Source organism: Mesorhizobium sp. M7A.F.Ca.US.005.03.1.1 (assembly GCF_003997975.1).
GTDB classification, from domain to species: domain Bacteria; phylum Pseudomonadota; class Alphaproteobacteria; order Rhizobiales; family Rhizobiaceae; genus Mesorhizobium; species Mesorhizobium ciceri.
Genome location: NZ_RZRO01000015.1, coordinates 1 through 24,521 on the forward strand (window position 1 = coordinate 1; position 24,521 = coordinate 24,521).

The following is a 24,521-nucleotide window of genomic DNA, read 5'->3' on the forward strand; positions in this document are numbered from 1 at the left end:
GCGTCGCCGAGATGCCGCAGCCGGAGCTCTCTGGCACGCCGCTGACCGGTTCGATCGCGGATTGGGCCGAGCAGATCGAGCAGGAAGCCGAAAACGAAGGACGTCTTGTCGCCAAGGGTGACGGCGGCAAATCGCCGAAGCCGTCGAAGAAGATACCCGAGCGCTCAAGCTCGCCGGGGCGCAGTTCGCGCGGCACCTCGATGGGTGGCGCGGCGTCAGCCAGGGAGCGCACGGCAGCCGGCCTCAATCCGGTCGCCGGCCTCGACATCTCGCTGGAGGACGCCGAGACCATGGCCTCGGGCAGCGTCACCGCGACGGTGGCGGCACTGTCGGCGCTGATCGAATCCGGCAATCCGCTGCACAAGGACGGCGTGCTGTGGACGCCGCACCGCCCTGCCCGCCCCGAAAAATCCGAAGGCGGCATCGCCATCAAGATGGTGTCGGAGTTCGAGCCGGCCGGCGACCAGCCGACCGCGATCAAGGATCTGGTCGAAGGCGTCGATAACCACGACCGCACCCAGGTGCTGCTCGGCGTCACCGGCTCAGGAAAAACCTTCACCATGGCCAAGGTGATCGAGGAGACGCAGCGCCCTGCCTTGATCTTGGCGCCGAACAAGACGCTTGCCGCGCAGCTCTATTCCGAGTTCAAGAAATTCTTCCCGGAAAACGCCGTTGAGTATTTCGTCTCTTACTACGATTATTACCAGCCGGAAGCCTACGTCCCGCGCACCGACACTTTCATCGAGAAGGAATCCTCGATCAACGAGCAGATCGACCGCATGCGCCACTCGGCGACGCGTTCGCTGCTTGAGCGCGACGACGTCATCATCGTCGCCTCGGTGTCCTGCATCTACGGTATCGGCTCGGTCGAAACCTATACGGCGATGACCTTCCAGATGCAGATCGGCGACCGGCTCGACCAGCGCGCGCTGCTCGCCGATCTCGTCGCCCAGCAGTACAAGCGGCAGGACATCAACTTTGTCCGCGGCTCGTTCCGCGTGCGCGGCGACACCATCGAAATCTTCCCGGCCCACCTGGAAGACCGCGCCTGGCGCATCTCGATGTTCGGCGACGAGATCGAGCAGATCACCGAATTCGACCCGCTGACCGGCCAGAAGACCGGCGAGCTGAAAAGCGTCAAGATCTACGCCAATTCGCACTATGTGACGCCGCGCCCGACGCTGAACCAGGCGATCAAGTCGATCAAGGAAGAGCTCAAGCACCGGCTGGTCGAACTGGAGCGGGCCGGCCGCCTGCTTGAGGCACAGCGGCTGGAACAGCGCTGCCGCTTCGACCTCGAAATGCTGGAAGCCACCGGCTCGTGCGCCGGCATCGAGAACTATTCGCGCTATCTCACCGGCCGCCAGCCGGGCGATCCGCCGCCGACGCTGTTTGAGTACATCCCTGACAACGCACTGGTCTTCATCGACGAAAGCCATGTCACCGTGCCGCAGATCGGCGGCATGTATCGCGGCGACTTTCGCCGCAAGGCGACGCTGGCCGAATACGGCTTCCGTCTGCCGTCCTGCATGGACAACCGGCCGCTGCGCTTCGAGGAGTGGGATGCCATGCGTCCGCTTTCGGTCGCGGTCTCGGCGACCCCTGGCGCCTGGGAGATGGAACAGGCCGGCGGCGTCTTCGCCGAGCAGGTCATCCGTCCGACCGGCCTGATCGATCCGCCGGTCGAGGTCCGCCCGGCCAAGAGCCAGGTCGACGATGTCGTCGGCGAGATTCGCGATACCACCAAGGCCGGCTACCGCACCTTGGTCACCGTGCTGACCAAGCGCATGGCCGAGGATTTGACCGAGTATCTGCATGAGCAGGGCATCCGCGTCCGCTACATGCACTCCGACATCGATACGCTGGAGCGCATCGAGATCCTGCGCGATCTGCGCCTCGGCGCCTTCGACGTGCTGGTCGGGATCAATCTTCTGCGCGAAGGCCTCGACATTCCCGAATGCGGCTTCGTCGCCATTCTCGACGCCGACAAGGAAGGTTTCCTGCGATCGGAAACCTCGCTGATCCAGACCATCGGGCGCGCCGCCAGAAACGTCGACGGCAAGGTCATCCTCTATGCCGACCAGGTGACCGGCTCGATGGAACGGGCGATGGCCGAAACCAACCGTCGCCGCGAAAAGCAGATGGAGTGGAACGCGGCCAACGGCATCACACCGGAATCGGTCAAGTCGCGCATCTCCGACATTCTCGATTCGGTCTACGAGAAGGACCACGTCCGCGCCGATATCTCGCAGTTCACCGACGGTGCCGGCGCCATGATGGGCAACAACCTCAAGGCCCATCTCGACGCGATGGAAAAGCAGATGCGCGATGCCGCGGCCAATCTCGACTTCGAGAAGGCGGCCCGCATCCGCGACGAGATCAAGCGCCTGCGTGAGATGGAACTGTCCATCTCCGAAGACCCGCTGGCCAAATACGCCGACATGGAAAGCCCGGCCTCCGGCCGCGAAAAGGGCAAGCACAACAAGGGCGTGGCCAAACATCGTACAGCAGAGGAACAGGAGCGTTTTCGCAAGCTCGACGCAGCGCGTGCCGCCGAAGAGGCAGCCAAGGCTGCCCGGCCCAACCTCTTCCGCAAGCCTGATCTCGACGAGATGGGCGCCGATGGCACTGTGCCGGTGAAAAAGCCGCTGTTTTCGAAACCCTCGATCGACGACATGGGTCCAGGTACCGACATGCCGACGCCGGCCGGCGCGGTGTCGCGCTCGCTGTTCAAGAAACAGTCGGCATCCGAGGCACATGGTTCCGATTTCGGCATTCCCGGGGACGCCACAAAGCCGCTGTTCAAGAAGAACTCGCTGGACGAGATGACGGTGCGGCGGACGGAAAAACCGATCGAAGGAAAAGTGCCGGCCAAGCCGCAGCCAATCTCCCCCCTCGTGGGGGACGAATCCGCCAAGCCAGTTGTTCGCCAGCGAACAGGCATTGGCTCCTACGAAGACCCCGCCGACGCCCGTCGGGAAAAGCGCCGGCCGGGTAAGACGGGTAGGCCGGGAAAGTAGCGCCTTCCCCTTCTCCCAGAAGGGGAAGGGAAGCGCTCCGCCGCCGCCGCATTCCGCCGACCCACTTGCCACCAGCCCCGCCTTTGGTGTAATCGCTCCCCACACTCGAACGTCTTGAAAGGAGGGCTCACGTGTTTACGTTTCATCGTCACCATCGTCAGCGTGGCCCGATTTCTGCCCTGCGAGCTTGCTTGCAGGGCTGACCAGGGACGGTCCGGGTTTTTCCCGCTTCGATTTTTTGGTCTGCCCTTCGTGGTGTTGCAACGCCGAGCCTGATGGCCAGCCTGCGCACCGTCAAAGTGCATTGAACCGGACTTTTCCTCCGGCAAGACCAGAGAAATCAAATGGCCCTGATCAGCCTCAAATCCCTCGGCGTCACCATGAGTGCGCCGCTGTTTGCCAATCTCGACCTCACCATCGGCACCGGCGACCGGCTCGGCATTGTCGCCGCCAATGGCCGCGGCAAGTCGACTTTGCTGAAATGCCTGACCGGCGGGATGGAGCCGACCTCCGGTGACATCACCCGCACGCGCGGCCTGCGCGTCGGTCATGTCGAACAGTCGGTTGCCCCGGTCCTTCTCACCCGTACGTTCCGGCAGGTGGTGGCGGATGCCTTGCGGTCCGAGCAGGCCGAAAGCGAGATGTGGCGTGTCGACGTGGTTCTGGATTCACTCGACGTGCCCGAGCCGATGCGCGAGCGGCCAATGCAGGCGCTGAGTGGCGGCTGGCAGAGGCTTGCGCTAATCGCACGCGTCTGGGTCACCGATCCGGACGTGCTGTTGCTCGACGAGCCGACCAACCATCTCGACCTTGTCCGCATCAGCCAGCTCGAAACCTGGCTGAACACGCTGCCGCGCGAGGTGCCCGTCGTCATCGCCAGCCACGACCGCGCCTTCCTCGACGCCACCACCAACCGGACCCTATTCCTGCGCCCGGAACAGTCGCCGGTGTTTGCCCTGCCCTACTCCCGCGCCAGGCAGGCGCTCGACGAGGTCGATGCTTCGACCGAGCGCAAGTTCCAGCGCGACATGAAGGTGGCGCAGCAATTGCGCCGGCAGGCGGCCAAGCTCAACAACATCGGCATCAATTCGGGCAGCGACCTTTTGACGGTGAAGACCAAGCAGCTCAACCTGCGGGCCGAAAAACTGGAAGAAGCGGCCGTACCGGCGCACCGCGAAAAGTCGGCGGGTGCCATAAAACTGGCCAATCGCGGCACCCACGCCAAGGTGCTGATCACGCTCGACGACGCGGCTGTGGAAACACCCGACGGCACCCCGCTGTTTCGAACCGGCAAGCGCCATATCTGCCAGGGCGACCGCATCGTGCTGCTCGGCCGCAACGGCGTCGGCAAGTCGCGCTTCGTCACCCTGATCCGCAATGCCATTGTCGAACCGGACACGGTGCCGAATGTGAAGGTGACGCCGTCGACGGTGCTAGGCTACAGCGACCAGGCGCTGTCGGGCATCAGCGGCGACGACACGCCGCTGATGCTGGTCTCGCGCCGCTACGATGTCGGCGAGCAGCGTGCCCGCTCGCTGCTGGCAGGCGCCGGCGTGGTCATCGAGATGCAGGAGAAAAAGATCGGTGCGCTGTCCGGCGGCCAGAAGGCGCGGCTGATGATGCTGGCGCTGAGGCTCGCCAATCCCAACTTCTATCTGCTGGACGAGCCGACCAACCATCTCGACATCGACGGCCAGGAAGCCCTGGAAGCGGAACTGCTGGCACATCAGGCAAGCTGTGTGCTCGCCTCGCACGACCGCTCCTTCATCCGCGCCATCGGCAACCGCTTCTGGCTGATCGAGAAACGGCGGCTGACCGAAGTCGAAGACCCAGAGGATTTCTTCCGCTCGGTGGCGGAGGGCGCTGGCTAATCGGTGAACAAAACTGCCGATGAAGTTCCGGCCTGTCGAGCGCAGGCCGGAGTTTCGTATCATGTTACGAGACGTCTTCTTGACTTCCGAAGCGTATCATGCCATGGTACGCCACTCGGGTCGGCAAGATGATACGCTCCTTCAAAGACAAGACCAGCGAAGCCGTTTCGAACGGCAAGGCTCCGAAGGGCTTCCCATCGGACCTTGTCCGCTCAGCCCAGCGGAAGCTGTTCATGATCGACAACGCCGCCGAACTGTCGGATCTGAAGACCTCCCGGCAACAGGCTTGAGCCGCTGAAAGGTAACCGTGCGGGCCAGCATTCGATCCGCATCAACGATCAATTCCGCGTCTGCTTTCGGTGGGTGGAAGGGCAAGCGGAGGATGTTGAAATCACCGACTATCATTGAAGAGGGTTCAAAATGCTGAACATCAACCCACCTATCCATCCCGGAGAAATTCTCCGTGAGGAATATCTCGTGCCGCTCAATCTGAAGCCTTACACGCTGGCCAAAAAGCTGCATGTGCCCCGCACACGCATCGAGCGCCTGGCCAGCGAGACGACACCGGTAACGCCCGACACCGCTTTGCGCCTTGCGAAGTTCTTCGGAACCACGCCGCAGTTCTGGATGAATATGCAGGCGAGCTACGACCTCGCCGTAGAGGGAGAGGCGAAGAAGGCCGATCTTGAAACAATCGAACGTCTACAACCGCGGCCTGAAGTAATCGCGTTAGCAACAACCCGCTTCAAGCAGGCTGCGGAGCTAGCGATAAAAAAATCTCGGCGGTCTGTCGGATAGCCTCAGCCCGTCGCGTCCTTGGGATGCCGACACGATGATGCCGGCCCAACCCAGGGAGAATTATCATGTCGGTTCTTTCGTCCATCGGTCGCATCGCAACCCGGTATGCTGCAGCGCGCGCTCGTCACCGCAGCGAACGCGTCCTGCGTTCACTGCCTGCCTCGCTGCGCAAGGATATCGGGTTTCCGGACGTCTTCGATGCGCAAAACGGCCGCCGCCCCTGACCTCGCGGGGCGCCAGTCAGTCATGCGTATCGCCCGAAAGCGGCGTCGCCTGCATCGATACGCGTTTTTCGAAAGCCTCGAACCAGCGCGTCAGCAGTGCCCGTGAGCGAAAAGGCGGAAGGTGACGGAACGCCATCCAGGACAGCGTGGTGGCCAAGGCAATGTGGCCGATATGGAGCGGCGCCTCGTCGTCCAGCGTGCTCTCGATCCAGTCGTAGCTCGCCTCGATCTTTTCCCGGTATCCGTCGGCGAGAGCACCATAGCGCAACTTTTCGGGTCTCCTTTCCGTCTCCCAGCGCAAGGCTATACCCGTCTGCGCCAGGCCCTGGGCGACCGCCTGCAACCGCAATGCCTGCCAGCGCGCCTCGCCGTCGTGCGGCACCAGCTTGCGACCGTCATGCAGCGTGTCGAGATAGGCGCAGATGACATCGGAATCGAAGATCGGCGACGCGTCGGGCCGCAACAGCACCGGCACTTTGCCGAGCGGGTTTTCGGCGTAGACGTGGGCATTGCGCAAAGTCGGACTGGTCTCGTGATGAATGACCTCCAGCCGATCGGCAATGCCAACCTCGTGGGCGAAGACGAGCGCCTTGCGCGCGAAGGGTGAGTGGGTCTGATAGTAGAGGATCATTGTCGTCCCAGGATTTGAAGAGGCGTTCGCCTGATCCATCTGTTCTAGCCTGCGAGCCGAGAGAATTGCGCTCTGATTGGGCGCGGTCGACGCAAGTTCGTTTCACGCCTCTCGTCCAACTGCGGCTGCGTGGCCTGTCCAGGGCCGGTCGGCCAAAAAAATCTGCCGGCCATGTAGGAACGCCGGCACCTCATCCGTCCTTTGGCTCGCAAGGCCAAACGCAAAGAGGAACAACAGATGACCGATCAGACCCCCGTTCAGCCCGCGGCCAAAGTGCTCGGCGGATTGACCCCCTATCTGCAGCTGGATGGCGCCTTCAAGGCTGCCGAATTCTACAAGAAGGCCTTTGGTGCCGAGCAGGTCTTTGCCTATCCGGCGGACGAAAAAGGCCGCACCATGCACATCCACCTCCACATCAACGGCTCGACGCTGATGCTCTCCGACTTCTATCCCGAAAACGGCATGCCTGCCGTCAAGCCGCAGGGTTACACCATGCAGCTTCACCTCGGCAGCGACGACATCGAAGCCTGGTGGAAGCGCGCCGTCGATGCCGGCTGCGAAGTCGCCGTGCCGCTCCAGATCATGTTCTGGGGTGACCAGTGGGGCAATATGCGCGACCCGTTCGGCGTCGAATGGGCGATGAATGCGCCGGTCAAGAAAGCCTGATCTATCGCCAATGGCGAAGTCCCTCACCGGCTGGCGTCGGTGAGGGATTGTGAACTTCCAGGAGGAGACCCACAATGTCCTATGTCGATGGCTTCGTGCTTGCCGTGCCCAAGGCAAATCTCGATGACTACAAGAGGCTGGCCAATCTCGCAGGCCCTATATGGAAGGAACACGGCGCGCTCGCCTATGTCGAATGCATCGGCGACGACGTGCCCTATGGCGAGGTCACTTCGTTCCCGCGCGCCGTGCAGGCCAAGGACGACGAGATCGTCGTCTTCGCCTGGGCCGTCTATGAGTCGCGGGAGAGCCGCGATGCCGTCATGGCCAAAGTGATGGCAGATCCGCGCCTGAAGGCCGATTGGGCGGACATGCCGTTCGACGGGAAGCGCATGATCTTCGGTGGCTTCAAGCCATTCATAGAGCTTTGAGCAGCCGGTAGCAGATTGGCAGAAGCCCCTCAGCTTCGTCATCCTAGGACGAAGCAGGAGCAAAGCTCCGTCGCGAAGGCCTTAGGATGACGACGCGGGTGCTTAGGCCAATCTCTAAGGCCACGATCAGCTAGAGAGCGTTGCGCTAATCCAGCCTGTCCAGAAGCGGCTTCAGCCGGTCACCATAGCGCTTCCATAGATCGACCGACCCCTGATACATCGGCTGGCGCACCTGTGCGGCTGAAGCCGTGCGCACCGGTCGGTCGGTCTCGTGGAACGATAGTGCCGCGTCGTCCCAGGGCAGGCCGAGATGGGCGATCAATGCCCGCGTCTGGCCTTCCTGGTCGGCGACAAAATCCTCGTAGCGTACATCGTGCACGACGCCTGGCAGCACCGTGTGCCAATGCTTCATGATGTCGGTGTAGAGATTGTGGAAGTCGGCGAGCTCGCCGAGATCGTAGCCATAGCGATGGCTGTCACCGCGGAAATGCACCTTGTAGATCGACAGGCAGGTGGCCGCCGCATCGCGCGCGCAGTGGATGATCCTGGCCTTGGGCATCATCATGTGGATGAAGCCGACAAGCAGGAAGTTGCCCGGCATTTTGTCGGTGACGTGGCGCATGTTCGGATAGCGGGCATGGAGCATGTCGAGATAGGCTTGGCCTGCCTCGGCAAAATCCGAATCGCCCGTATCCGATACGCCCCATGGGAAGCCACCCGGCATAGTCGCCGGGAACTGCCTGCCGACCGCCTTCTTCAATATGCTGAGCTCGCCTGCGCCATAGACCTGCGGATGGCTGGCAATGATCTGCTCGACCAGCGTCGTGCCCGAACGCGGCATGCCGACAATGAAGATCGGCGTGTCGTCGCTGATTGAGCTGGGACTGTGCTTCTCGAAGAAGCCGGCATCGAAGGTGGCCTTCATCGCCTCGAACTCGGCCCGCGTCCTGGCCTGGTCGTAGTCGATGCCTTTGCGGCGGATCGCATTGCCCTCGGCGAAATAGTCGAAGGCCCGGCCATAATCCTTGAGATCGTCATTCGCCTTGCCGAGTCCGAAGGACAGCTGCATGCGCGCCAGGCTGTCCTGCGGCGCCTTGGTATGCTGGGCTTCCATGCCCCCAAGCTCGCTGTCGCGCTCCTTCTGGCGCTTGACCTGCGTCAGCATCAGCCAGGCTGTGGCCATGGCGGGGTTGATCGCCAACGCCTGCCGGAACAGGTCGGCCGCCTCGTCGAGCTTGCCCTTTTCCATCAACCCGACGCCGAGCCCGTGCAGCAGGTCGGCATCCTTGGGTCGGATCGCCAGCGCTTCGCGGAAGGCAGCCAGCGCCTCATCCAGCCGCCCGGCTTCCTGCAGGGTTTCGGCAAGCCCGATGCGGGCGCGCACATGAAATGGGTTGCGTGCAACCGTGCCGCGATAAATCTCTTCGGCCTCTTCGAACTGGCCGACCTGTTTCAGCGATGAGCCGAGATTGTCGCGCGCCGCGAGTTGGTCCGGCCGCAGATCTACTGCGCCGCGAAAGAAATCGATGGCCGCAGCAGGGCGGCCGAGGTCGCGCATCACCGTACCGAAATTGTTGAGGAAATCGGGATTCGTCGGCTGCAGGCTCACCGACCGTTCGATGAGATCCAGCCCTTCTTCGCTGCGCCCGGTCTGGTGGAGCAGCAGTCCCAGGAAATGCGCCGCGGCCGCGTGCTTGGGCTGACGCGCCAGCACCTGCCGGTAGATCGTCTCAGCCTCTTGCCGGCGCCCGGCCTGATGCAGTTGCAACGCCTGCTGCACATACTGGTCGAGGCCCAGCGGCGGCTGTCCGCCTGCGCCAGACCTGGCTCCCGCACCCGCCGCTCGTCTTTGATCTCTGTTGATGGGAAACCTACCGTGTTTTATCCGCCTGTGGCGATCTAGGCCATCGGCGCCGCAGGTTCAAGGCTTCGCTTGCTGTCTCATCCTTTCGTCGGTGCGGAAAGATCAAATCAGCACACCGCGATCCGGCCCCAGCAAATCTGGCTCGAGGCCACGGAGCGCGCGTTCATCGATATCAACTCGGCCCGCTCAACGCTCGTTCGTGCCCGCGAACTTGGCCACGCAGTGGCAATCGACGACTTCGGCACCGGCTACTCCAGCCTGTCCTATCTCGAGGGGCTGCCGCTCGATGCGCTCATAATCGACAAATCGTTCATCGATACGATCAGCACGAATTCCGCCACCAATTCCGTCACCGCGCATATCATCGACATGGCCAAGACACTAAAGCTGAAGATCATTGCCCGAAGACGGGGAAACGCAGGCGCAGGCCGACTACCTCGCGGCGCGCGACGTCGACTACGGCCAGGGCCGGCTGTTTGCCAGACCCATGCCCGCGTCCGAGTTCGTCGCCGACTGTCGCCGGTGAAACCGACGGCTTGATGATTGTCGTCCTCAACGAGGCGCAGCGTTCTCAGCACGGCCCGTCGCCAACGACGCGATAGTCCGCGGCACGGGCTTCGCAGGAATTGGGGAAGGTGCGCATTTCGCCATGCCGGCGCGCGCACACCGGCGCATATTCGCGGGTGCAGAACGTCTGCTCTTCACCACCGCCGCCGCCGCCACCGCCGCCACCGTCGCGGCACGGACCGTCGCGCACGATGCGGTAGCCGGCCCGGTCGGCAAGACAGGCATTGGCGAAGGTCTGGCGATCGCCGCCGCGCCGGGCACAGACCGGCTCGTACTGCTTGCTGCAATATTGCGGTTCCGGCCGGGGCGGACGCGGACGCGGCCCTGGTCCGTCATCGACGACGACGGTGCAGGCGGCAAGAAGTGCCGACAGCAACAGGATGACAAAACCCTGCCGCGAAAAGATTGCCGCCAGATATTTCATGATGATCTCCCACGATCGCGTCCCCGGTTGCCGATCCTCGCCATTCCCTTGCCAAATGCAACCCCCGTTTGCAGCCCTTTCAGTCGGAAACGCGCTGGGGCTGTAGGCGGCGTCGACCTCCTCGGCCACCTCGTCATCTGGCCCATTCGTGGCCCGGTTCTGGCCGATGACCCGGCCGGCAAGCAAGCCTATGCCGAGCCCATCGATGCTCAGGTCAGTCGATTGATGCGTCGGGACGCGCCAGTACGGCGGCCCGCGGCGGTATCTTGCAACCATCACGTTTCCGTGCGATAAATTCCGTGTTCGGGCATTTGCGACCCGGAGAGCGGAACGTTTTGGACGACCTTTCCCCGATACTGTGAATCTCTGACGGCCCCGTTTTCGGCGGGGGGTTTGACCATGCGCCAATGCATGACTGCCGAAGCAACCACCGGGAACTGCCCTTTGCGCCAGGCGGCGGGCGGGACCACCAAAGACTGAACGGGTGAAGGAGTTTCCCCAATGGCCCAGACCGGCACCGTTAAATTCTTCAACGCGACCAAAGGCTTCGGTTTCATCACGCCCGATGGTGGCGCCAAGGATGTGTTCGTCCATATCTCCGCGATCGAAGCTTCCGGCTTGCGCACGCTCGTTGACGGCCAGAAGGTCACCTTCGACGTCGAGCCGGACCGCATGGGCAAGGGCCCCAAGGCCGTCAACCTCCGCGCAGCCTGAGCCATCGGCGCGCCGCATGTCACTCAGACGTGCGACGGAGGCTCCATGCCTGCACCTGGCCTGGAGAGGGATCTGAATTTTGAAAGGCGCGGCGATCTTCGTCGCGCCTTTTCCTTATCGAAGGCGCGGGCCAGTGATGTCGCCCAAGCGGCCGGGTTCTGGGCAACGACTTGCATAAAAACAAAGACCCGAAGCATGCCGCAACGTGCTTTAGACGCCCGCAAAACTTTCTCTTGCCGATGACGCTAAAATAAAGGACAAATTTCCACTCGGGCATTTGCCGGCCCGAGACTGGAGTTTATGGGACAAAGGAGCTTCCCATGCCGCAGACCGGCACCGTCAAATTCTTCAATCATGCCAAGGGCTTCGGCTTCATCACGCCCGATGATGGCGCGAAGGATGTTTTCGTCCATATTTCAGCTGTGCAGGCGTCCGGTCTTCCCGGCCTCGAGGATGGGCAGAAAGTGTCGTTCGATACCGAGCCGGATAAGCGCGGCAAGGGTCCCAAGGCCGTCAACCTGTCGGTCGGCTGAGCCGGCTTCGAACCGGCGCTCCCGGGCAGATCGCTCCCTTGAGAGCCTGTGATTTTTGACGACCGTTTTGAATAAACACGTTAAAATCCGTTCAGCCCCCGTTCAGCCACGGTCGCATATTAGTCTTCGGTAAAGCCGGACCGCATCCCCGAAACTGCACGGGCCGGAACGAAGGAGACCGACATGAACCGAATTTTCAAAACCGCCGTCCTGGCCGCTGCCGTGGCCGCCACCACGCTCACGGCCTTGCCCGCCGCCAATGCGCGCGACTGGCGCCGTCATCATGGCCATCATAGCAATGGCGATGCCATTGCCGCGGGCGTGCTCGGCCTCGCGGCCGGGGCGCTGATCGGTGGCGCATTGGCCAATGACCGCCCGCCGCCCGACGCTGACCGCTACTACGATGACGGTTACTACGATCGTGACGTCGTGGTGCGCCCGGCCCCGGTCCGCCGCTATTATGCGGAGCCGCGGGTGGTCTACGCCAATCGTTATGCCGAACCGTGGACGCGTGACTGGTACGAATATTGCTCGGACCGCTACCGCAGCTTCAATTCCCGTACCGGCACGTTCACCGGCAATGACGGCGAACAGCATTTCTGCACTGCCAACTAACCAAGGGCTTCCCTGCCCCAAAACAGAAAAGCGCTGACCGCAAGGCCAGCGCTTTTTTGTTGTGGTCTCTACAATGTCAACGGTCTGCTTGAGGCTGATGAAAAACAGCTACGGTTCCGAGCCTGGTTCAAGTCAAAAAAGGATTGGTCCGCCTCTCCTCGCCAAAACGTCCGCCGGGACCGTGGCCACAGATGAAGCCGATGTCGTCGCCGAGCGGCAGGAGCTTGTCCTTGATCGAAGCGATCAGCGCCGCGTGGTCGCCGCCCGGCAGGTCGGTGCGGCCGACCGAGCCGCGGAACAGCACGTCGCCGACATGGGCGAACTTGGCTGCGCGGTTGTAGTAGACGACGTGACCGGGCGCATGGCCGGGGCAGTGCAGCACCTCGAACACATGGCCGCCGAACGACACGGTCTCGCCTTCGGCCAGGAACCGGTCGGGCACGCAGTTGCGCGCTCCGGCGATGCCGTAGCGCTTGCCCTGGTTTTCCAGATTGTCGAGCAGCGACTTGTCGGCCTCATGCGGACCGATGATCTCGACGCCGAGCGCCTCCTTCAACTCCATTGCACCGCCGGCATGGTCGATGTGGCCATGCGTTATCCAGATAGCTCCGGCTGAGATCGCATTGTCCTTCAGCACCGCCAGTACCTTGTCGATATCGCCGCCCGGATCGACGACGACGCCATGCTTGTCATCCATGTCGAACAGGATGGTGCAATTCTGCTGGAACGGTGTGACCGGCACGATGCCGGCATTGAGCTGACCCATGATCGTCCTTTCGATGTTCACGGGTGATGTAGAGGTGCCGACAAAGGGCGTCCACCCTCGAAAGACGAACAGTCAGTAGCCCCAAAACGGAAATGGGCGGCCGAAGCCGCCCATTTGAAAAGACCGAAACGGCCTGCTTACTTCTTCATGGCGCCCATGACCGCGCCGAGAATGGCGGTCAGGATCGCGCCGCCGCCGGCGCCGCCGACGATGTTCTGCAGGTTCAGCGCGCTGCCGAGACCGCTCGTTGCTGCTGCCGCAGCCGCCGGATCGACCGCACCGCCACCCAGCAGGCTGCCGAGGATCGCCGCACCACCGACGCCGCCAATGGCTCCGCCCAGGATTTTGGGAAGCTGACCCATCGCCGCCGTCTTGAGCGCCGCACCGACCGCCTGACCACCGATGATGCCAGTAATCACCTGTATGATGATCGGAAGAAGCGTGTTCATGTCCATATGATTAGTCCCTCCATAGCTATCAGCCTCCCGGGCCGACACCATCATGAGACGCCGAATTGGACGAAAGTCAAATGCAGAAACGCTGAAATAAAAGGGGCGGCCCGAAAACCGCCCCTACTTCCTAAAAAAGCTGTGGCTTTCGTTATTCTGCGGCGATCGCGTGCTTGGGCTGAACGGCCGCAGAATAGTCATTCATAAGATTCTTGGCTATTTCGCCGACCTCGAATCGGTAAGGCCCGATCTCCGAAACCGGCGTCACTTCCGCTGCCGTCCCGGTCAGGAAGCACTGCTCGAAGCTTTCCAGCTCTTCCGGCAGGATGGCGCGTTCAATTACCTCCAGGCCGCGATCCTTGGCCAGCCCGATGACCGTGCGGCGGGTGATGCCGTCGAGGAAGCAGTCGGGCTTGGGTGTGTGGATCTTGCCGTCCTTGACGAAGAAGATGTTGGCTCCGGTCGCTTCGGCGACCTGGCCACGCCAGTCGAGCATCATGGCGTCGGCATAGCCCTTGGCCTCGGCGGCGTGCTTGGACATGGTGCAGATCATGTAGAGCCCGGCGGCCTTCGACTTGGAAGGCGCGGTGCGCGGGTCGGGCCGGCGCCATTCCGCCACATCGAGACGGATGCCTTTCAGCTTCTGCGCAGGATCGAAATAGCTTGGCCATTGCCAGATGGCGATGGCGCAGTTGATGCGGTTGTTCTGCGCCGAGACGCCCATCTGCTCACTGCCGCGCCAGGCGATCGGCCGGACATAGGCGTCCTGGAAACCCTGCTTCTTGAGAAGCGTGGAAGAGGCGTCGTTGAGCTCGGCCACCGAATAGGGGATCTTGAAACCGAGCAGGCGTGCCGATTCATGCAGGCGCTCGGTGTGTTCGTTGAGCTTGAAGATCTCGCCGCCATAGGCGCGCTCTCCCTCGAAAACAGCGCTGGCGTAATGCAGCCCGTGCGTCAGCACATGGATCTTGGCGTCACCCCATTGGACGAATTCGCCGTTCATCCAGATGAAGCCATCGAGTTGATCGAAGGGAACGGATGCCATGGTAACCTCCCACGGGCGGCAGCCCGGATAGTTGTATCGTTGTGTGTTTCGTGTCGGCCGCCCAAAGCGGCTTTTATGGTGGAGCGTAGGCGGATAATTGCGCTCTGGCAAACTTAGGAAATTCCGGAAAAACCGCCTTCCCTTGCCTTTTCGTTCGCAATCCGCCCAAAAGCTTGTCAAAAATTACCATTGCAGGGAAATTACGTCAATAGTACTGACATAATCTCTCTTTCCCACGGAGAAATAATGACGGATCGAAGCCCAGCCGCCGGAAAACCGATCAGGACCGCAATGTCGGTCGAGGACGGCATCGACTTCGCCATCATCGAGCTGCTCTTCTTTGCCTATCGCGACTTCACCTCCGATCCGGACCAGATCCTGGCCGATTACGGCTTCGGCCGGGCCCACCACCGGGTGCTGCATTTCGTCAACCGCAGGCCGGGCCTGACGGTCGCCGAACTGCTCGACGTGCTGAAGATCACCAAGCAGAGCCTGGCCCGTGTGCTCAAGCAACTGATCGACACCGACCATATCGTGCAGTTGCAAGGTCCGCGCGACCGCCGCCAGCGCGAACTTTATCCGACAGCCAAGGGCCGTGCGCTGGCGCTGGCGCTGGCGCGGCCACAGTCGCGCCGCATCCATGCTGCATTGGGGGATTCCGGAGTAACCGAACGGACCTTGGTGGAACGGTTCCTCGAAGCGATGGTCAATCCGGAACTGAGGGCGCAGATCGACGTTGGGTCCGCAAAAATGTCAGGGAAAAGCCATGGAGAGCACTGAACGGGTCGATCACGCGGCCGCGCCGGACGACGACGCGCCGCATCTGCTTGTCGTCGACGACGACACCCGCATCCGCAATCTTCTCAAGCAATATCTGACCGAAAATGGCTTTCGCGTCACCGTTGCCGGCAATGCCGGCGAAGCCAGGCGCAAGCTTGCCGGCCTCGACTTCGACCTTCTGGTGCTGGACGTCATGATGCCCGGCGAGACGGGGGTCGACCTGACCAAGTCGCTGCGGGCCGAAAAGAACGTACCGATCCTGATGCTCACAGCGCTGTCGGAGACCGACAGCCGCATCTCAGGGCTGGAGGCTGGCGCCGACGACTATCTGCCAAAGCCGTTCGATCCGCGCGAGCTGATCCTGCGCATCAACAACATCCTGCGCCGCGGTGGCCCGGCGACCACGCCCAAGGTCGAGCAGTTGGTCTTCGGCCCCTACACGTTCCAGATCGCCCGGCGCGAATTGAAGCGTGGCGGCGAGGCGTTGAAGCTGACCGATCGCGAGCAGGAGATCCTGGCGATCTTCGCCGCGCGAGCGGGCGAGACGATACCCCGCCACGAGCTTGTCGGCGACGATTCGGAAGTCGGCGAGCGCACCATCGACGTCCAGATCAACCGGCTGCGCCGCAAGATCGAGCGCGATCCGTCCAATCCGGTCTGGCTCCAGACCGTACGCGGTATTGGGTATCGGCTCAGCGTGGAATAGAATGCCGCCTGCGGCCGGCTGAACGGCTGCGGGCAAGCGAAAAGAGCGAATGGCAACCACGGAACTGGAACAGCCGGGCAATGGCGGCTTGAGCGCACGCGCCGCGCGGACGCTGAAGGCGGTGCCGCGCGCCTGGAACCGCTTCTGGCGCCTCGTCTCGCTCTATATGCCCAAGCGGCTCTATGCCCGCTCGCTGATCATCGTCATCGCGCCGATGATCCTGCTGCAATCGGTCGTCGCCTTCGTCTTCATGGAACGTCACTGGGCAACCGTGACGCAGCGCCTGTCGCAGGCCACCGTGCGCGACATCGCCGCCATCATCGACCTGATCGAGACCTATCCGCGCGATGCCGACTACACCAACATCATCCGCATCGCCCAGGACCGCATGCAGCTGAAGGTCGACCTCTTGCCGCCCGACCCACTCCCCGCGCCCGGTCCAAAGCCGTTTTTCTCGATTTTGGATGATGTTCTCTCATCCGAGATCACCCGCCAGATCAACCGCCCGTTCTGGATCGACACGGTCGGCAACTCCAACATCGTCGAGGTGCGCGTGCAGCTCGAGGGCAAGGTGCTGCGCGTCTTCGTGCGCCGCAGCCAGGCCTATGCCTCGAACACCCATATCTTCCTGATCTGGATGGTCGGCACCTCGCTGGTGCTGCTGATGATCGCCATTCCCTTCCTGCGCAACCAGATCCGGCCGATCCTGATGCTTGCCGAAGCCGCCGAAAGCTTTGGCAAGGGCCGGCCGATGCCGCGCGATTTCCGGCCGCGCGGCGCCGAGGAGGTTCGCCGCGCCGGCTTTGCCTTCATGCAGATGCGCGAGCGCATCGAACGCCAGATCGAACAGCGCACCGCCATGCTGACCGGCGTCAGCCATGACCTCAGAACCATCCTCACTCGCTTCAAGCTGCAGCTGGCGCTTTCCGGCGGCAAGGCCGAGACCAAGGCAGCGCTCGACCAGGACATCGACGACATGCAGTCGATGCTCGAAGGCTATCTGTCCTTTGCCCGCGGCGAAGCTTCGGAAGACGCCGGACGGTTCGATCTCGAGGCCTATTTCGAAAAGCTCGACGAGGAAGCCAGGCTGCGCAAGCGTAAGCTGTCGACGACGCTTGCCGGCGATCACGATGTGCATGTGCGGCCCAATGCCTTTGCCCGGCTGATGTCCAACGTCATCGGCAACGCCTTCCGCTATGCCAAGACGGTGGAGGTCAACGCCACCCATGGCCGCGGCTCGCTGCTGGTCACCATCGATGACGATGGTCCGGGCATTCCCGCCGATCGACGCGAAGACGTGTTCAAGCCTTTCGTGCGGCTCGACGAGGCCCGCAACCTCGATGCCAGCGGCACCGGGCTCGGCCTGTCGATCGCCCGCGACATCGCCCGCTCCCATGGCGGAGACATCACTCTTGAAGACAGCCCGCTCGGCGGACTGCGCGCCATCATCAAGGTTCCGGCATAACCGGGCACGATTCCGAAAAGTGGAAACGGCTTCATCCGCCCGTCATGAAACCATGATCAAGAGCGCGCATGAAGCGCGCGACCTCAATTGATTCGGCCTTGCCGCCTCACTTCGACCCCGTACCTGTCCGGGTGCGCTGGAGCGAAGCGAGAGCAGCAGGCTGGTCGCCGTTCCGGCATCGTCTCAAGGCAACCGTCGACCTTTCAAGCAAAGGGCCGCCATGCGCATACTGATGGTCACCGATGCCTGGCGCCCGCAGGTCAACGGCGTCGTCCACACGCTGGAGCGGCTCACCGAGACGCTGAAGTCCTTCGACGTCGCGGTGGATTTCCTGACGCCCAATATCTTTCGCACCCTGCCCTTGCCGACCTATCCCGACATCAGGCTGGCGCTGACCACGCCCGGCCATGTCGCGCGCCTGATCGACGCCGGCAAGGCCGACCACATCCACATCGTCACCGAAGGACCGCTGGGCATCATGGCGCGGCGCTATTGCCGCAATGCCGGCCGTCCATTCACCACCAGCTATCACACGCGCTTTCCCGAATATCTCAGCGCCCGCCTGCCGGTGCCGGAAAGCTGGGCCTATCGCTGGCTGCGCGATTTCCATAATTCCGGCCAGGGCACGCTGGTCGCCACCCAGTCGCTCGCCGACGACCTTTCCGCGCGCGGCTTCACCAAGCTGCGGCCATGGACGCGCGGCGTCGACACCGACCATTTCCGCCCGGACAGGAAGAAGGACCTCGGCTTCCCCGGCCCGATCTTCCTCTGCGTCGGCCGCGTCGCCATCGAAAAGAACCTGGGTGCTTTCCTCGACCTCGACCTGCCCGGCAGCAAGGTGATCGTCGGCGAAGGCCCCGAGCTTGCCAGGCTGAAGGCGAAATATCCGCAAGCGCATTTCCTCGGCCATCGCCCCAACGACGAACTGGCCGAGATCTATGCCTCGGCCGACGTCTTCGTCTTCCCGAGCCGCACCGACACGTTCGGCAACGTCATCATCGAGGCACTGGCCAGCGGCACGCCGGTTGCCGCCTATCCGGTGACCGGGCCGATCGACATTGTCGGCGATGGTTTTGGCGGCGCGGTCTCCAACGATTTGCGCGAGGCCTCACTCGCCGCGCTCAACGTCGACCGTGCCGAAGCCCGCGAACGCGCCATGCGCTACAGCTGGAAGGCCTGTGCGGAAATGTTCCTCGATACGGTCGAGGAAGCACTGGGCACACCGCGAAAGCTGGCGGCCTGATCGTGCTTTTCGTTATCCAAGGGCGAAGCTGACACACCGCCACGAATGACAAAGCGCGGCGACGCACAATCAACCGTTAGTCTGCCACGGCACCTTGTTTCAAAGGGATGTTCGGCATGACGTATTGTGCGACTTCGAAGCCATGACCAAGTCAGAGTGACAACGCAGTTCAGGGCTGCGTAGTCATCCATACTTGAGCCGCGCCGTCATCTCGCCCTCCCAAAGACATGGAGAATCCTTGGCAATTGTCGGCGACTCAAAATTTACCATTTCTACCTACATTGCGGCATGCTCGAAGCAACAGTCAGCAAAAAAATCAACAGTTACACGAGCCATTTCATCAGGCCCGAAGGTACCTTGCTGATAGTTCTGCTGGTGGTGGCTTTCTTGCCCGTACTGCTCGTCGACATACCCGCTATGGCAGACTATCCAAATCATCTCGCAAGAATGTCGATCCTGATGCGCGCCGGTACGCCCGAAGCCCATCCCTACTATGAAGCCGCGTGGGCACCCTACCCTAATCTAGCCATGGATCTCGTCGTCCCGTTCGCTGGGCGCTTGATCGGGATCGAGCTGGCATCAAAGCTTTTCTATCTAGTCTCGCAAATGCTGGTCGTCAGCGGGGCAATGGCCGTCGGAGCGGCCGCACAGGGGCGTGTGATCCTCAGCGGCTTCGTCGCTTCGCTCTTCCTCTACGCCATGCCTTTCGCTTTCGGATTCGTGAATTTTGAATTTGGACTCGGGATCGTTCTTTGGTCCATCGCGGTTTGGATTTGGCTTGCGGAAAGACCTTTGCCGCTGCGCCTTGCGATCCACGCCGTCTTCGTCGTGGTTCTGTATATCTCTCACCTATTTGCCCTCGGCCTGTATGGCATTGTGGTGGGGCTGTACGAACTCTCCCGCTGGCCAGACCATATTGAGAATTGGAAACGCACGATCTTGCTGGTTGCCGGAATGGCTGCTCCGGTCGTCGCAGTTGGCGCCCTGGCGCTCGCCTACGGCGGCAAAGTGGGTGGCGAAGGAACCGAATGGGCCCTGTCGGCGAAATTGTTGGCGCTGGTTCAAGTCAACGGCTTCAGCAGATACACTTCCTCAGCCGTGACCGTGGTGCTGGTCATTCTCAGTTACCTTGCGGTGAAGCACAGGATGGTGGCGGTCTCTCGCGTCGGCTGCTGGATAGGCTTTGGGCTCTTGTGCCTGTTCATTGTCATGCCGTTTCGCGTTGCGGACACGGCCTTTGTCGACGGGCGCGTCCTTCTGGCGCTTGTTCTGATCCTGCCAGCCTTCGTCACGATCAAGCGTCCGCAAGGCTCGCGTGGAACACTTCTCGTCGCGCTGGCGTTTGGCGCCGGGCTTGCAAACAGTGGCATCGCGATCTGGGCCCAATTGTCGTGCCGCGGCGAATATCGTGCCCTTATGACCGCGTTCGACGCCATTCCAATGGGTTCGCGAATCCTTACCGGCCAGAATGGCCTCCCAGACGACCCGCCAACGAATCTGCTCCTTTATCCAATGTACAATGCTGCCGCGTTGGCCGTAGTCACACGCAATGCACTGATGCCAACGCTGTTCACCTATCCGGGAAAACAGCCGGTGAGGCCCCGGCCGGAAGTGGCAAACCTGACCGTACCGCAAGGCGGGCCTATCCCGATGTCTGAGCTGGAGGCCTACGCCGCCGGTGCTTCCCCACCGGTCGAGGCGGCGTATGCAGCGCATTGGACCCGTGACTTTGACTATCTGCTGGTAATCGCGCCGGAGCGCAGCCCGCCACGACACGGCAACCTTGAATTAATCGCCGAAGGCAAACAGTTCAAATTTTACAGAATAAGGAAATTGGTCGACGCGGACAGGAAAAGCGGATGATGTCCGCGCGCGACACTCCTGTCACGACATGGCATGAAATTCATGCTGAAGCATCTGCCGAAAGGATTATCAATCCATCCCGGTTCGCGGGGGATTCCGATCCCCAGTCGAGACCCTAAAACAACCGCCCGCCATCCGGCACCTTACGCTCGATCGCGCCGAGCACCACGGCGCCCTCTTCGTCGGGAAAGCCGAGAGTGAGCACTTCCGACATGAATGGACCGATCTGGCGCGGCGGGAAATTGACCACCGCGAACACCTGCCGGCCGATCAGCGTCTCCGGTGTATAGTATTTGGTGATCTGCGCCGACGATTTCTTGATACCGATGCCGGCGCCGAAATCGATCTTCAGCTTGAACGCGGGCTTGCGCGCCTCGGGAAACGGCTCGGCCTCGACGATCGTGCCGGCGCGGATGTCGACACGATCGAAATCGGCAAAACTGATCTCGGGCTTGCGCTCGGTGTTCGAACTCATCTTGGTCTTGTCTGCCTTAACGGGGACTCAGGCGTTGCCGTAGGTCTCGAACAGCACACCGGCCAGGGCATCCTTGGCCGAGGTTCCCGACCAGACGACGAACTGGAATGCCTGGAAATAGCATTCGCAGGCTTCCAGCGCCGACGACAGCAACACTTCGACCTGCTGGCTCGACGGCTCGACCCCGCCGGCCAGCAGCAGCGACTGGCGGAACATGATCGCGCCCTCCTGCTCCCAGAGGTCGAAATGGCCAAACAGCATCTGCTCGTTGATCAGCGACAAGAGCCGCATCACTTCCAGCGTGCGGGTCTCCGGCACCTTGATATCGAAGGCGCAGGCCAGGTGCAGCGCCTCGAAATCCTCCATCCACGAAAAGGAGACGTGATAGTCGGTCCAGCTTCCGGCAACCGAGATCGAAATCTCGTCGTCGCCGGCCCGCTCGAAGGACCAGTCGTTGTTGTGGGCCACCTGCTCGATAACATCCACCGGATGGATTTCGCGGGAGAATTCGAGTTCGAGAAGTTCCATGGAATGCTTCCTGTCGTTCTGTACGAGCGCCGCCACACGCTCCGCGGGAGGGCACACACAACGAACAATCTTGTCTAGAACTCGGACGGCCAGGACTTTCTTCGCGCAAAGACGACTTCTCGACGCAAAGACCCCAGACCGGACCCCACCGCCCGGTCGCATGATCCTGCTCCGAATCATGCAACAAATTCAGTCTATTGATCGGGAGTCGCGTGAACAGCCCAATTTTTCGCACTGCGTCATTCGCATGTGGAAAGCCGCTGTCACAAAGATTCATGCAATGCCGTTAAGCGATTCACGGCAAAGCGCTTTTCAGGATCGGGCTATGTGGAAAAGTTTAACGATTATTTTTTTGTGCGCGGCTTGGCGGCCGTCGCTGGTGTGGCGTCGCCGGCCAGTTCTGCAAGCTTCGCCTCGAGCGCCTCGATGCGGGCGGCAAGGCGGGTATTCTCTTCCCGCGCTTTGGCGGCCATCTCGCGCGCGGCTTCGAACTCTTCGCGCTGCACCACGTCCATCGTATTGAGAATGCGCTCGGCCTGCCCCTTGAAGGCGGTCTCCACCTCACGGCGCACGCCCTGGGCGGCGCCGGCGGCGTCGGTCATCAGCTTGGCGAATTCATCGAGAATGCGGTTCGGTCCGGTCGACATGGCAAATCCTCGCGCTTGCACAAAATTGACGTAGTGGCGCCGCGCGTCGAATGCAAGCTTGTTGCACCTTGCTGCGGCATCAAGTCGAGTGCGCCCACCTTGCCTTGACCCTGCCAAAACCCTGCCGCATGGTCCGCGCCCAAACACGCTCGCAACCGAGAGTTCCCCGTTGAACGAATATTTCCTGCTGCCGCTGGCCTCCCTGCCCTTCCCCAACATCAACCCGATCCTCATCCAGATCGGGCCGCTGGCGGTGCACTGGTATGGCGTCGGCTATATCGTCGGCATCCTGTTCGCCTGGTGGTATGCCAAGCGGCTCGCCGCCAATGCCAGGCTGTGGCCGAACGGCGTCCTGCCGATGAAGCCGGAGGATCTCGACGATTTCATCGTCTGGGCGGCCATCGGCGTCGTGCTCGGAGGCCGCACCGGCTATGTGCTCTTCTATGATCTGGCGCGCTACATCGCGCACCCGCTCGATATCTTCGCCGTGTGGCAGGGCGGGATGTCGTTCCATGGCGGCCTGCTCGGCGTCATCCTCGCCATGACGCTGTTTTCCATCAAGCGCGGCATCCGCACCTGGTCGCTGTTCGATGTCGTGGCGGCCGGCGTGCCGGTCGGCCTTGGCCTGGTGCGCGTCGCCAACTTCATCAATTCCGAACTGTGGGGCCGACCAACCGACGTGCCCTGGGCGTTCGAGTTTCCCAATGGCGGGCCGTTTGCCCGTCATCCGAGCCAGCTTTACGAGGCGCTGCTCGAGGGTGTGGTGCTGTTCCTTGTGCTGCGCATTCTCACCCATTCGCGCCTCAGGCTGAAGACGCCGCGCTTCGTCGGCGGCGCCTTCATCTGCGGCTACGGCCTGTCGCGCATCTTCGTCGAGTTCTTCCGCGAGCCTGACCAGCAGCTCGGCTATCTCCTCGGCACCAACTGGCTGACCATGGGCATGATCCTTTCTACCCCGATGGTGCTGGCCGGCATCTGGGCGATGCTGACCGCCAAGCCGGTGGCACAGCCGCAGCCGGCATGACACGGCTGAAGACCCGCATCGTCGACCTGATCGAGGCCCTTGGGCCGCTTCCCGTCAACGAGTACATGGCGCTCTGCCTGTTCGACCCGGCGGACGGCTACTACACGACGCGCGAGCCCTTTGGTGCGGGCGGCGACTTCATCACCGCGCCGGAGATCAGCCAGATGTTCGGCGAACTGGTCGCGGTCTGGGTGTACCAGGTCTGGGCAGCGAGCGGCCGGCCACTGCCGGTCACCATCGCCGAGATCGGACCCGGCCGCGGCACGCTGATGAAGGACATGCTGCGCACGCTGTCGCGGCTCGATCCTGACCTGGCCAACGGCGCCACCTTCGCCATGATCGAGACAAGCCCGCGCCTGACCGAGGTGCAAAAAAAGACGCTTGGCGTCACACCCTTCGCGGTTGGCTGGCACGAAACCATCGAGACCTTGCCGCAACAATCGCTGTTCATCGTCGGCAACGAACTGTTCGACGCGGTGCCCATCTGCCAGTTCATCCGCGCCGGCGCCGGCTGGCGCGAGCGCATGGTCGGCCTCGACGAGACCAACGATCTTTGCTTCTTCGCCGGCGCCGGCTCGGTCGACCCGATGCTGCTGCCCGCCGATGCCGCTGACGCGCCGCAAGGTGCGATCGCCGAAGTGGCGCCTGCCCGCACCGCGCTCATGGCAACAATCGCCGAGCGCATATCCAGGCATGGCGGCGCCGGCCTGTTTCTCGACTACGGCCATCTCCAGCCGGGTGTCGGCGACACGCTGCAGGCCTTGCGCAGCCACGATCACGAAGATGTGCTGGCCAATCCCGGTGAGGCCGACCTCACCTCCCACGTCGATTTCGCCGCCCTTGCCGCGATCGCGCGTGCACATGGCCTCGAAGCCCATCTCACGACACAGGGCGACTTCCTGCTCGGCATGGGCATCCTCGAGCGCGCCGGCCGCCTTGGCGCCGATGCCGGCCAGGCGGCGCGCGAAAGGATCGCCGGCGACGTCGAGCGCCTCGCCGGGCCGCAAGCCATGGGCGGGCTGTTCAAGGTGCTTGCGGTGCTGCCTCGCGGCGTGGCGGTTCGGCCCTTTGCCGAGGCGGATTGACTTTTTACCGCCGCCCCTCCCAATCTCCCGTCCGCGCTTTGCAGCCTGTTCTCGACCAAGCACCTTCTTCTTGACGAAACCGCCCACACG

At 62.3% G+C, this 24,521-nt stretch carries 24 protein-coding genes and 3 pseudogenes; 18 read left to right on the forward strand and 9 right to left on the reverse strand.

From position 1 onward, the window contains the following. The 5 genes and pseudogenes from uvrB to EN990_RS09445 form a co-directional block, all read left to right on the forward strand. A partial coding sequence (uvrB, locus tag EN990_RS09425; RefSeq protein ID WP_281056250.1) for an excinuclease ABC subunit UvrB occupies nucleotides 1–3,020 on the forward strand: 3,020 nt, incomplete at its 5' end. A gap of 344 nt (nucleotides 3,021–3,364) precedes the next feature. Then, a complete protein-coding gene (locus EN990_RS09430; RefSeq protein WP_127384779.1) occupies nucleotides 3,365–4,891 on the forward strand; it encodes an ABC-F family ATP-binding cassette domain-containing protein in 1,527 nt (508 codons plus the stop codon). Between the two features lie 128 nt (nucleotides 4,892–5,019). After that, nucleotides 5,020–5,299: pseudogene (locus EN990_RS09435) on the forward strand (type II toxin-antitoxin system RelE/ParE family toxin). A gap of 12 nt (nucleotides 5,300–5,311) precedes the next feature. Beyond that, nucleotides 5,312–5,545: pseudogene (locus EN990_RS36075) on the forward strand (HigA family addiction module antitoxin); the annotation flags it as partial. A gap of 209 nt (nucleotides 5,546–5,754) precedes the next feature. After that, nucleotides 5,755–5,913: a hypothetical protein gene (locus tag EN990_RS09445; protein WP_013530026.1), complete on the forward strand. Its 159-nt coding sequence runs from the start codon at nucleotides 5,755–5,757 to the stop codon at nucleotides 5,911–5,913. 16 nt (nucleotides 5,914–5,929) lie between these two features. Here the strand turns inward: EN990_RS09445 and EN990_RS09450 are convergent, their stop codons facing one another. After that, on the reverse strand, nucleotides 5,930–6,544 hold the full coding sequence (locus EN990_RS09450; RefSeq protein WP_127368779.1) for a glutathione S-transferase: 615 nt from the start codon (nucleotides 6,542–6,544) through the stop codon (nucleotides 5,930–5,932). Nucleotides 6,545–6,781: 237 nt separating this feature from the next. On the opposite strand from EN990_RS09450, the gene EN990_RS09455 reads away from it, so the two are divergent. Further along, nucleotides 6,782–7,210, forward strand: a complete 429-nt coding sequence (locus tag EN990_RS09455; protein WP_013530024.1) for a glyoxalase/bleomycin resistance/extradiol dioxygenase family protein — start codon at nucleotides 6,782–6,784, stop codon at nucleotides 7,208–7,210. Nucleotides 7,211–7,284: 74 nt separating this feature from the next. After that, nucleotides 7,285–7,638, forward strand: coding sequence for a DUF1428 domain-containing protein (locus EN990_RS09460; protein WP_127384780.1), 354 nt, complete (start codon nucleotides 7,285–7,287; stop codon nucleotides 7,636–7,638). 145 nt (nucleotides 7,639–7,783) lie between these two features. Here the strand turns inward: EN990_RS09460 and EN990_RS09465 are convergent, their stop codons facing one another. Beyond that, complete coding sequence (locus EN990_RS09465) at nucleotides 7,784–9,406, reverse strand: sulfotransferase (RefSeq protein WP_245460944.1); 1,623 nt, start codon at nucleotides 9,404–9,406, stop codon at nucleotides 7,784–7,786. 195 nt (nucleotides 9,407–9,601) lie between these two features. Here EN990_RS09465 and EN990_RS09470 point away from each other — a divergent pair. Then, nucleotides 9,602–10,028, forward strand: a pseudogene (locus tag EN990_RS09470) (EAL domain-containing protein); the annotation flags it as partial. Between the two features lie 45 nt (nucleotides 10,029–10,073). On the opposite strand, the gene EN990_RS09475 reads toward EN990_RS09470, so the two are convergent. Next, the gene (locus tag EN990_RS09475; RefSeq protein ID WP_013530021.1) at nucleotides 10,074–10,493 is read right to left on the reverse strand and encodes a Kazal-type serine protease inhibitor domain-containing protein; all 420 of its coding nucleotides are present in this window, start codon (nucleotides 10,491–10,493) and stop codon (nucleotides 10,074–10,076) included. Between the two features lie 501 nt (nucleotides 10,494–10,994). Here EN990_RS09475 and EN990_RS09480 point away from each other — a divergent pair. From EN990_RS09480 to EN990_RS09490, 3 genes are all read left to right on the forward strand, one after another. After that, nucleotides 10,995–11,207: a cold-shock protein gene (locus EN990_RS09480; protein ID WP_006202520.1), complete on the forward strand. Its 213-nt coding sequence runs from the start codon at nucleotides 10,995–10,997 to the stop codon at nucleotides 11,205–11,207. Between the two features lie 320 nt (nucleotides 11,208–11,527). After that, nucleotides 11,528–11,740: a cold-shock protein gene (locus tag EN990_RS09485; protein ID WP_013530020.1), complete on the forward strand. Its 213-nt coding sequence runs from the start codon at nucleotides 11,528–11,530 to the stop codon at nucleotides 11,738–11,740. 183 nt (nucleotides 11,741–11,923) lie between these two features. Beyond that, the gene (locus tag EN990_RS09490; protein WP_127368778.1) at nucleotides 11,924–12,355 is read left to right on the forward strand and encodes a BA14K family protein; all 432 of its coding nucleotides are present in this window, start codon (nucleotides 11,924–11,926) and stop codon (nucleotides 12,353–12,355) included. A 127-nt stretch (nucleotides 12,356–12,482) separates the two neighbouring features. On the opposite strand, the gene EN990_RS09495 is transcribed toward EN990_RS09490, so the two are convergent. The 3 genes from EN990_RS09495 to EN990_RS09505 form a co-directional block, all read right to left on the reverse strand. After that, entirely contained in the window at nucleotides 12,483–13,121 is a 639-nt protein-coding gene (locus tag EN990_RS09495; RefSeq protein ID WP_024505622.1) for an MBL fold metallo-hydrolase, read from the reverse strand. A gap of 137 nt (nucleotides 13,122–13,258) precedes the next feature. Further along, nucleotides 13,259–13,576: a hypothetical protein gene (locus EN990_RS09500; protein ID WP_013530017.1), complete on the reverse strand. Its 318-nt coding sequence runs from the start codon at nucleotides 13,574–13,576 to the stop codon at nucleotides 13,259–13,261. Nucleotides 13,577–13,721: 145 nt separating this feature from the next. Further along, a complete protein-coding gene (locus tag EN990_RS09505) occupies nucleotides 13,722–14,615 on the reverse strand; it encodes a branched-chain amino acid aminotransferase (protein ID WP_013530016.1) in 894 nt (297 codons plus the stop codon). A gap of 246 nt (nucleotides 14,616–14,861) precedes the next feature. Between EN990_RS09505 and EN990_RS09510 the strand changes: the two genes are divergently transcribed. The 5 genes from EN990_RS09510 to EN990_RS09530 all read left to right on the forward strand — a co-directional run bounded on the left by EN990_RS09510 (nucleotide 14,862) and on the right by EN990_RS09530 (nucleotide 20,672). Then, complete coding sequence (locus EN990_RS09510; protein WP_024505623.1) at nucleotides 14,862–15,395, forward strand: MarR family transcriptional regulator; 534 nt, start codon at nucleotides 14,862–14,864, stop codon at nucleotides 15,393–15,395. Further along, a complete protein-coding gene (locus tag EN990_RS09515; protein WP_013530014.1) occupies nucleotides 15,382–16,101 on the forward strand; it encodes a response regulator transcription factor in 720 nt (239 codons plus the stop codon). The genes EN990_RS09510 and EN990_RS09515 overlap by 14 nt, the downstream gene beginning before the upstream one ends. Nucleotides 16,102–16,150: 49 nt before the next feature. Continuing rightward, a complete protein-coding gene (locus EN990_RS09520; RefSeq protein ID WP_013530013.1) occupies nucleotides 16,151–17,566 on the forward strand; it encodes an ATP-binding protein in 1,416 nt (471 codons plus the stop codon). 220 nt (nucleotides 17,567–17,786) lie between these two features. Then, entirely contained in the window at nucleotides 17,787–18,809 is a 1,023-nt protein-coding gene (locus tag EN990_RS09525; protein WP_027162148.1) for a glycosyltransferase family 1 protein, read from the forward strand. A 288-nt stretch (nucleotides 18,810–19,097) separates the two neighbouring features. Continuing rightward, complete coding sequence (locus tag EN990_RS09530) at nucleotides 19,098–20,672, forward strand: hypothetical protein (protein WP_127369482.1); 1,575 nt, start codon at nucleotides 19,098–19,100, stop codon at nucleotides 20,670–20,672. Nucleotides 20,673–20,787: 115 nt separating this feature from the next. Here EN990_RS09530 and EN990_RS09535 read toward each other — a convergent pair whose 3' ends face one another. The 3 genes from EN990_RS09535 to EN990_RS09545 all read right to left on the reverse strand — a co-directional run bounded on the left by EN990_RS09535 (nucleotide 20,788) and on the right by EN990_RS09545 (nucleotide 22,322). Then, nucleotides 20,788–21,147: a tRNA-binding protein gene (locus EN990_RS09535; protein WP_013530010.1), complete on the reverse strand. Its 360-nt coding sequence runs from the start codon at nucleotides 21,145–21,147 to the stop codon at nucleotides 20,788–20,790. A 27-nt stretch (nucleotides 21,148–21,174) separates the two neighbouring features. Continuing rightward, nucleotides 21,175–21,675: a YbjN domain-containing protein gene (locus EN990_RS09540; protein ID WP_013530009.1), complete on the reverse strand. Its 501-nt coding sequence runs from the start codon at nucleotides 21,673–21,675 to the stop codon at nucleotides 21,175–21,177. A 344-nt stretch (nucleotides 21,676–22,019) separates the two neighbouring features. Further along, on the reverse strand, nucleotides 22,020–22,322 hold the full coding sequence (locus tag EN990_RS09545) for an accessory factor UbiK family protein (protein WP_013530008.1): 303 nt from the start codon (nucleotides 22,320–22,322) through the stop codon (nucleotides 22,020–22,022). 169 nt (nucleotides 22,323–22,491) lie between these two features. Between EN990_RS09545 and lgt the strand changes: the two genes are divergently transcribed. Both lgt and EN990_RS09555 read left to right on the forward strand, forming a co-directional pair. Next, nucleotides 22,492–23,346 (forward strand): prolipoprotein diacylglyceryl transferase, encoded by an 855-nt coding sequence (gene lgt / locus EN990_RS09550; protein ID WP_082827483.1) that lies wholly within the window; start codon nucleotides 22,492–22,494, stop codon nucleotides 23,344–23,346. Then, the gene (locus EN990_RS09555) at nucleotides 23,343–24,431 is read left to right on the forward strand and encodes a class I SAM-dependent methyltransferase (protein WP_127388289.1); all 1,089 of its coding nucleotides are present in this window, start codon (nucleotides 23,343–23,345) and stop codon (nucleotides 24,429–24,431) included. The genes lgt and EN990_RS09555 overlap by 4 nt, the downstream gene beginning before the upstream one ends. The last annotated feature ends 90 nt before the right edge of the window (nucleotides 24,432–24,521 follow it).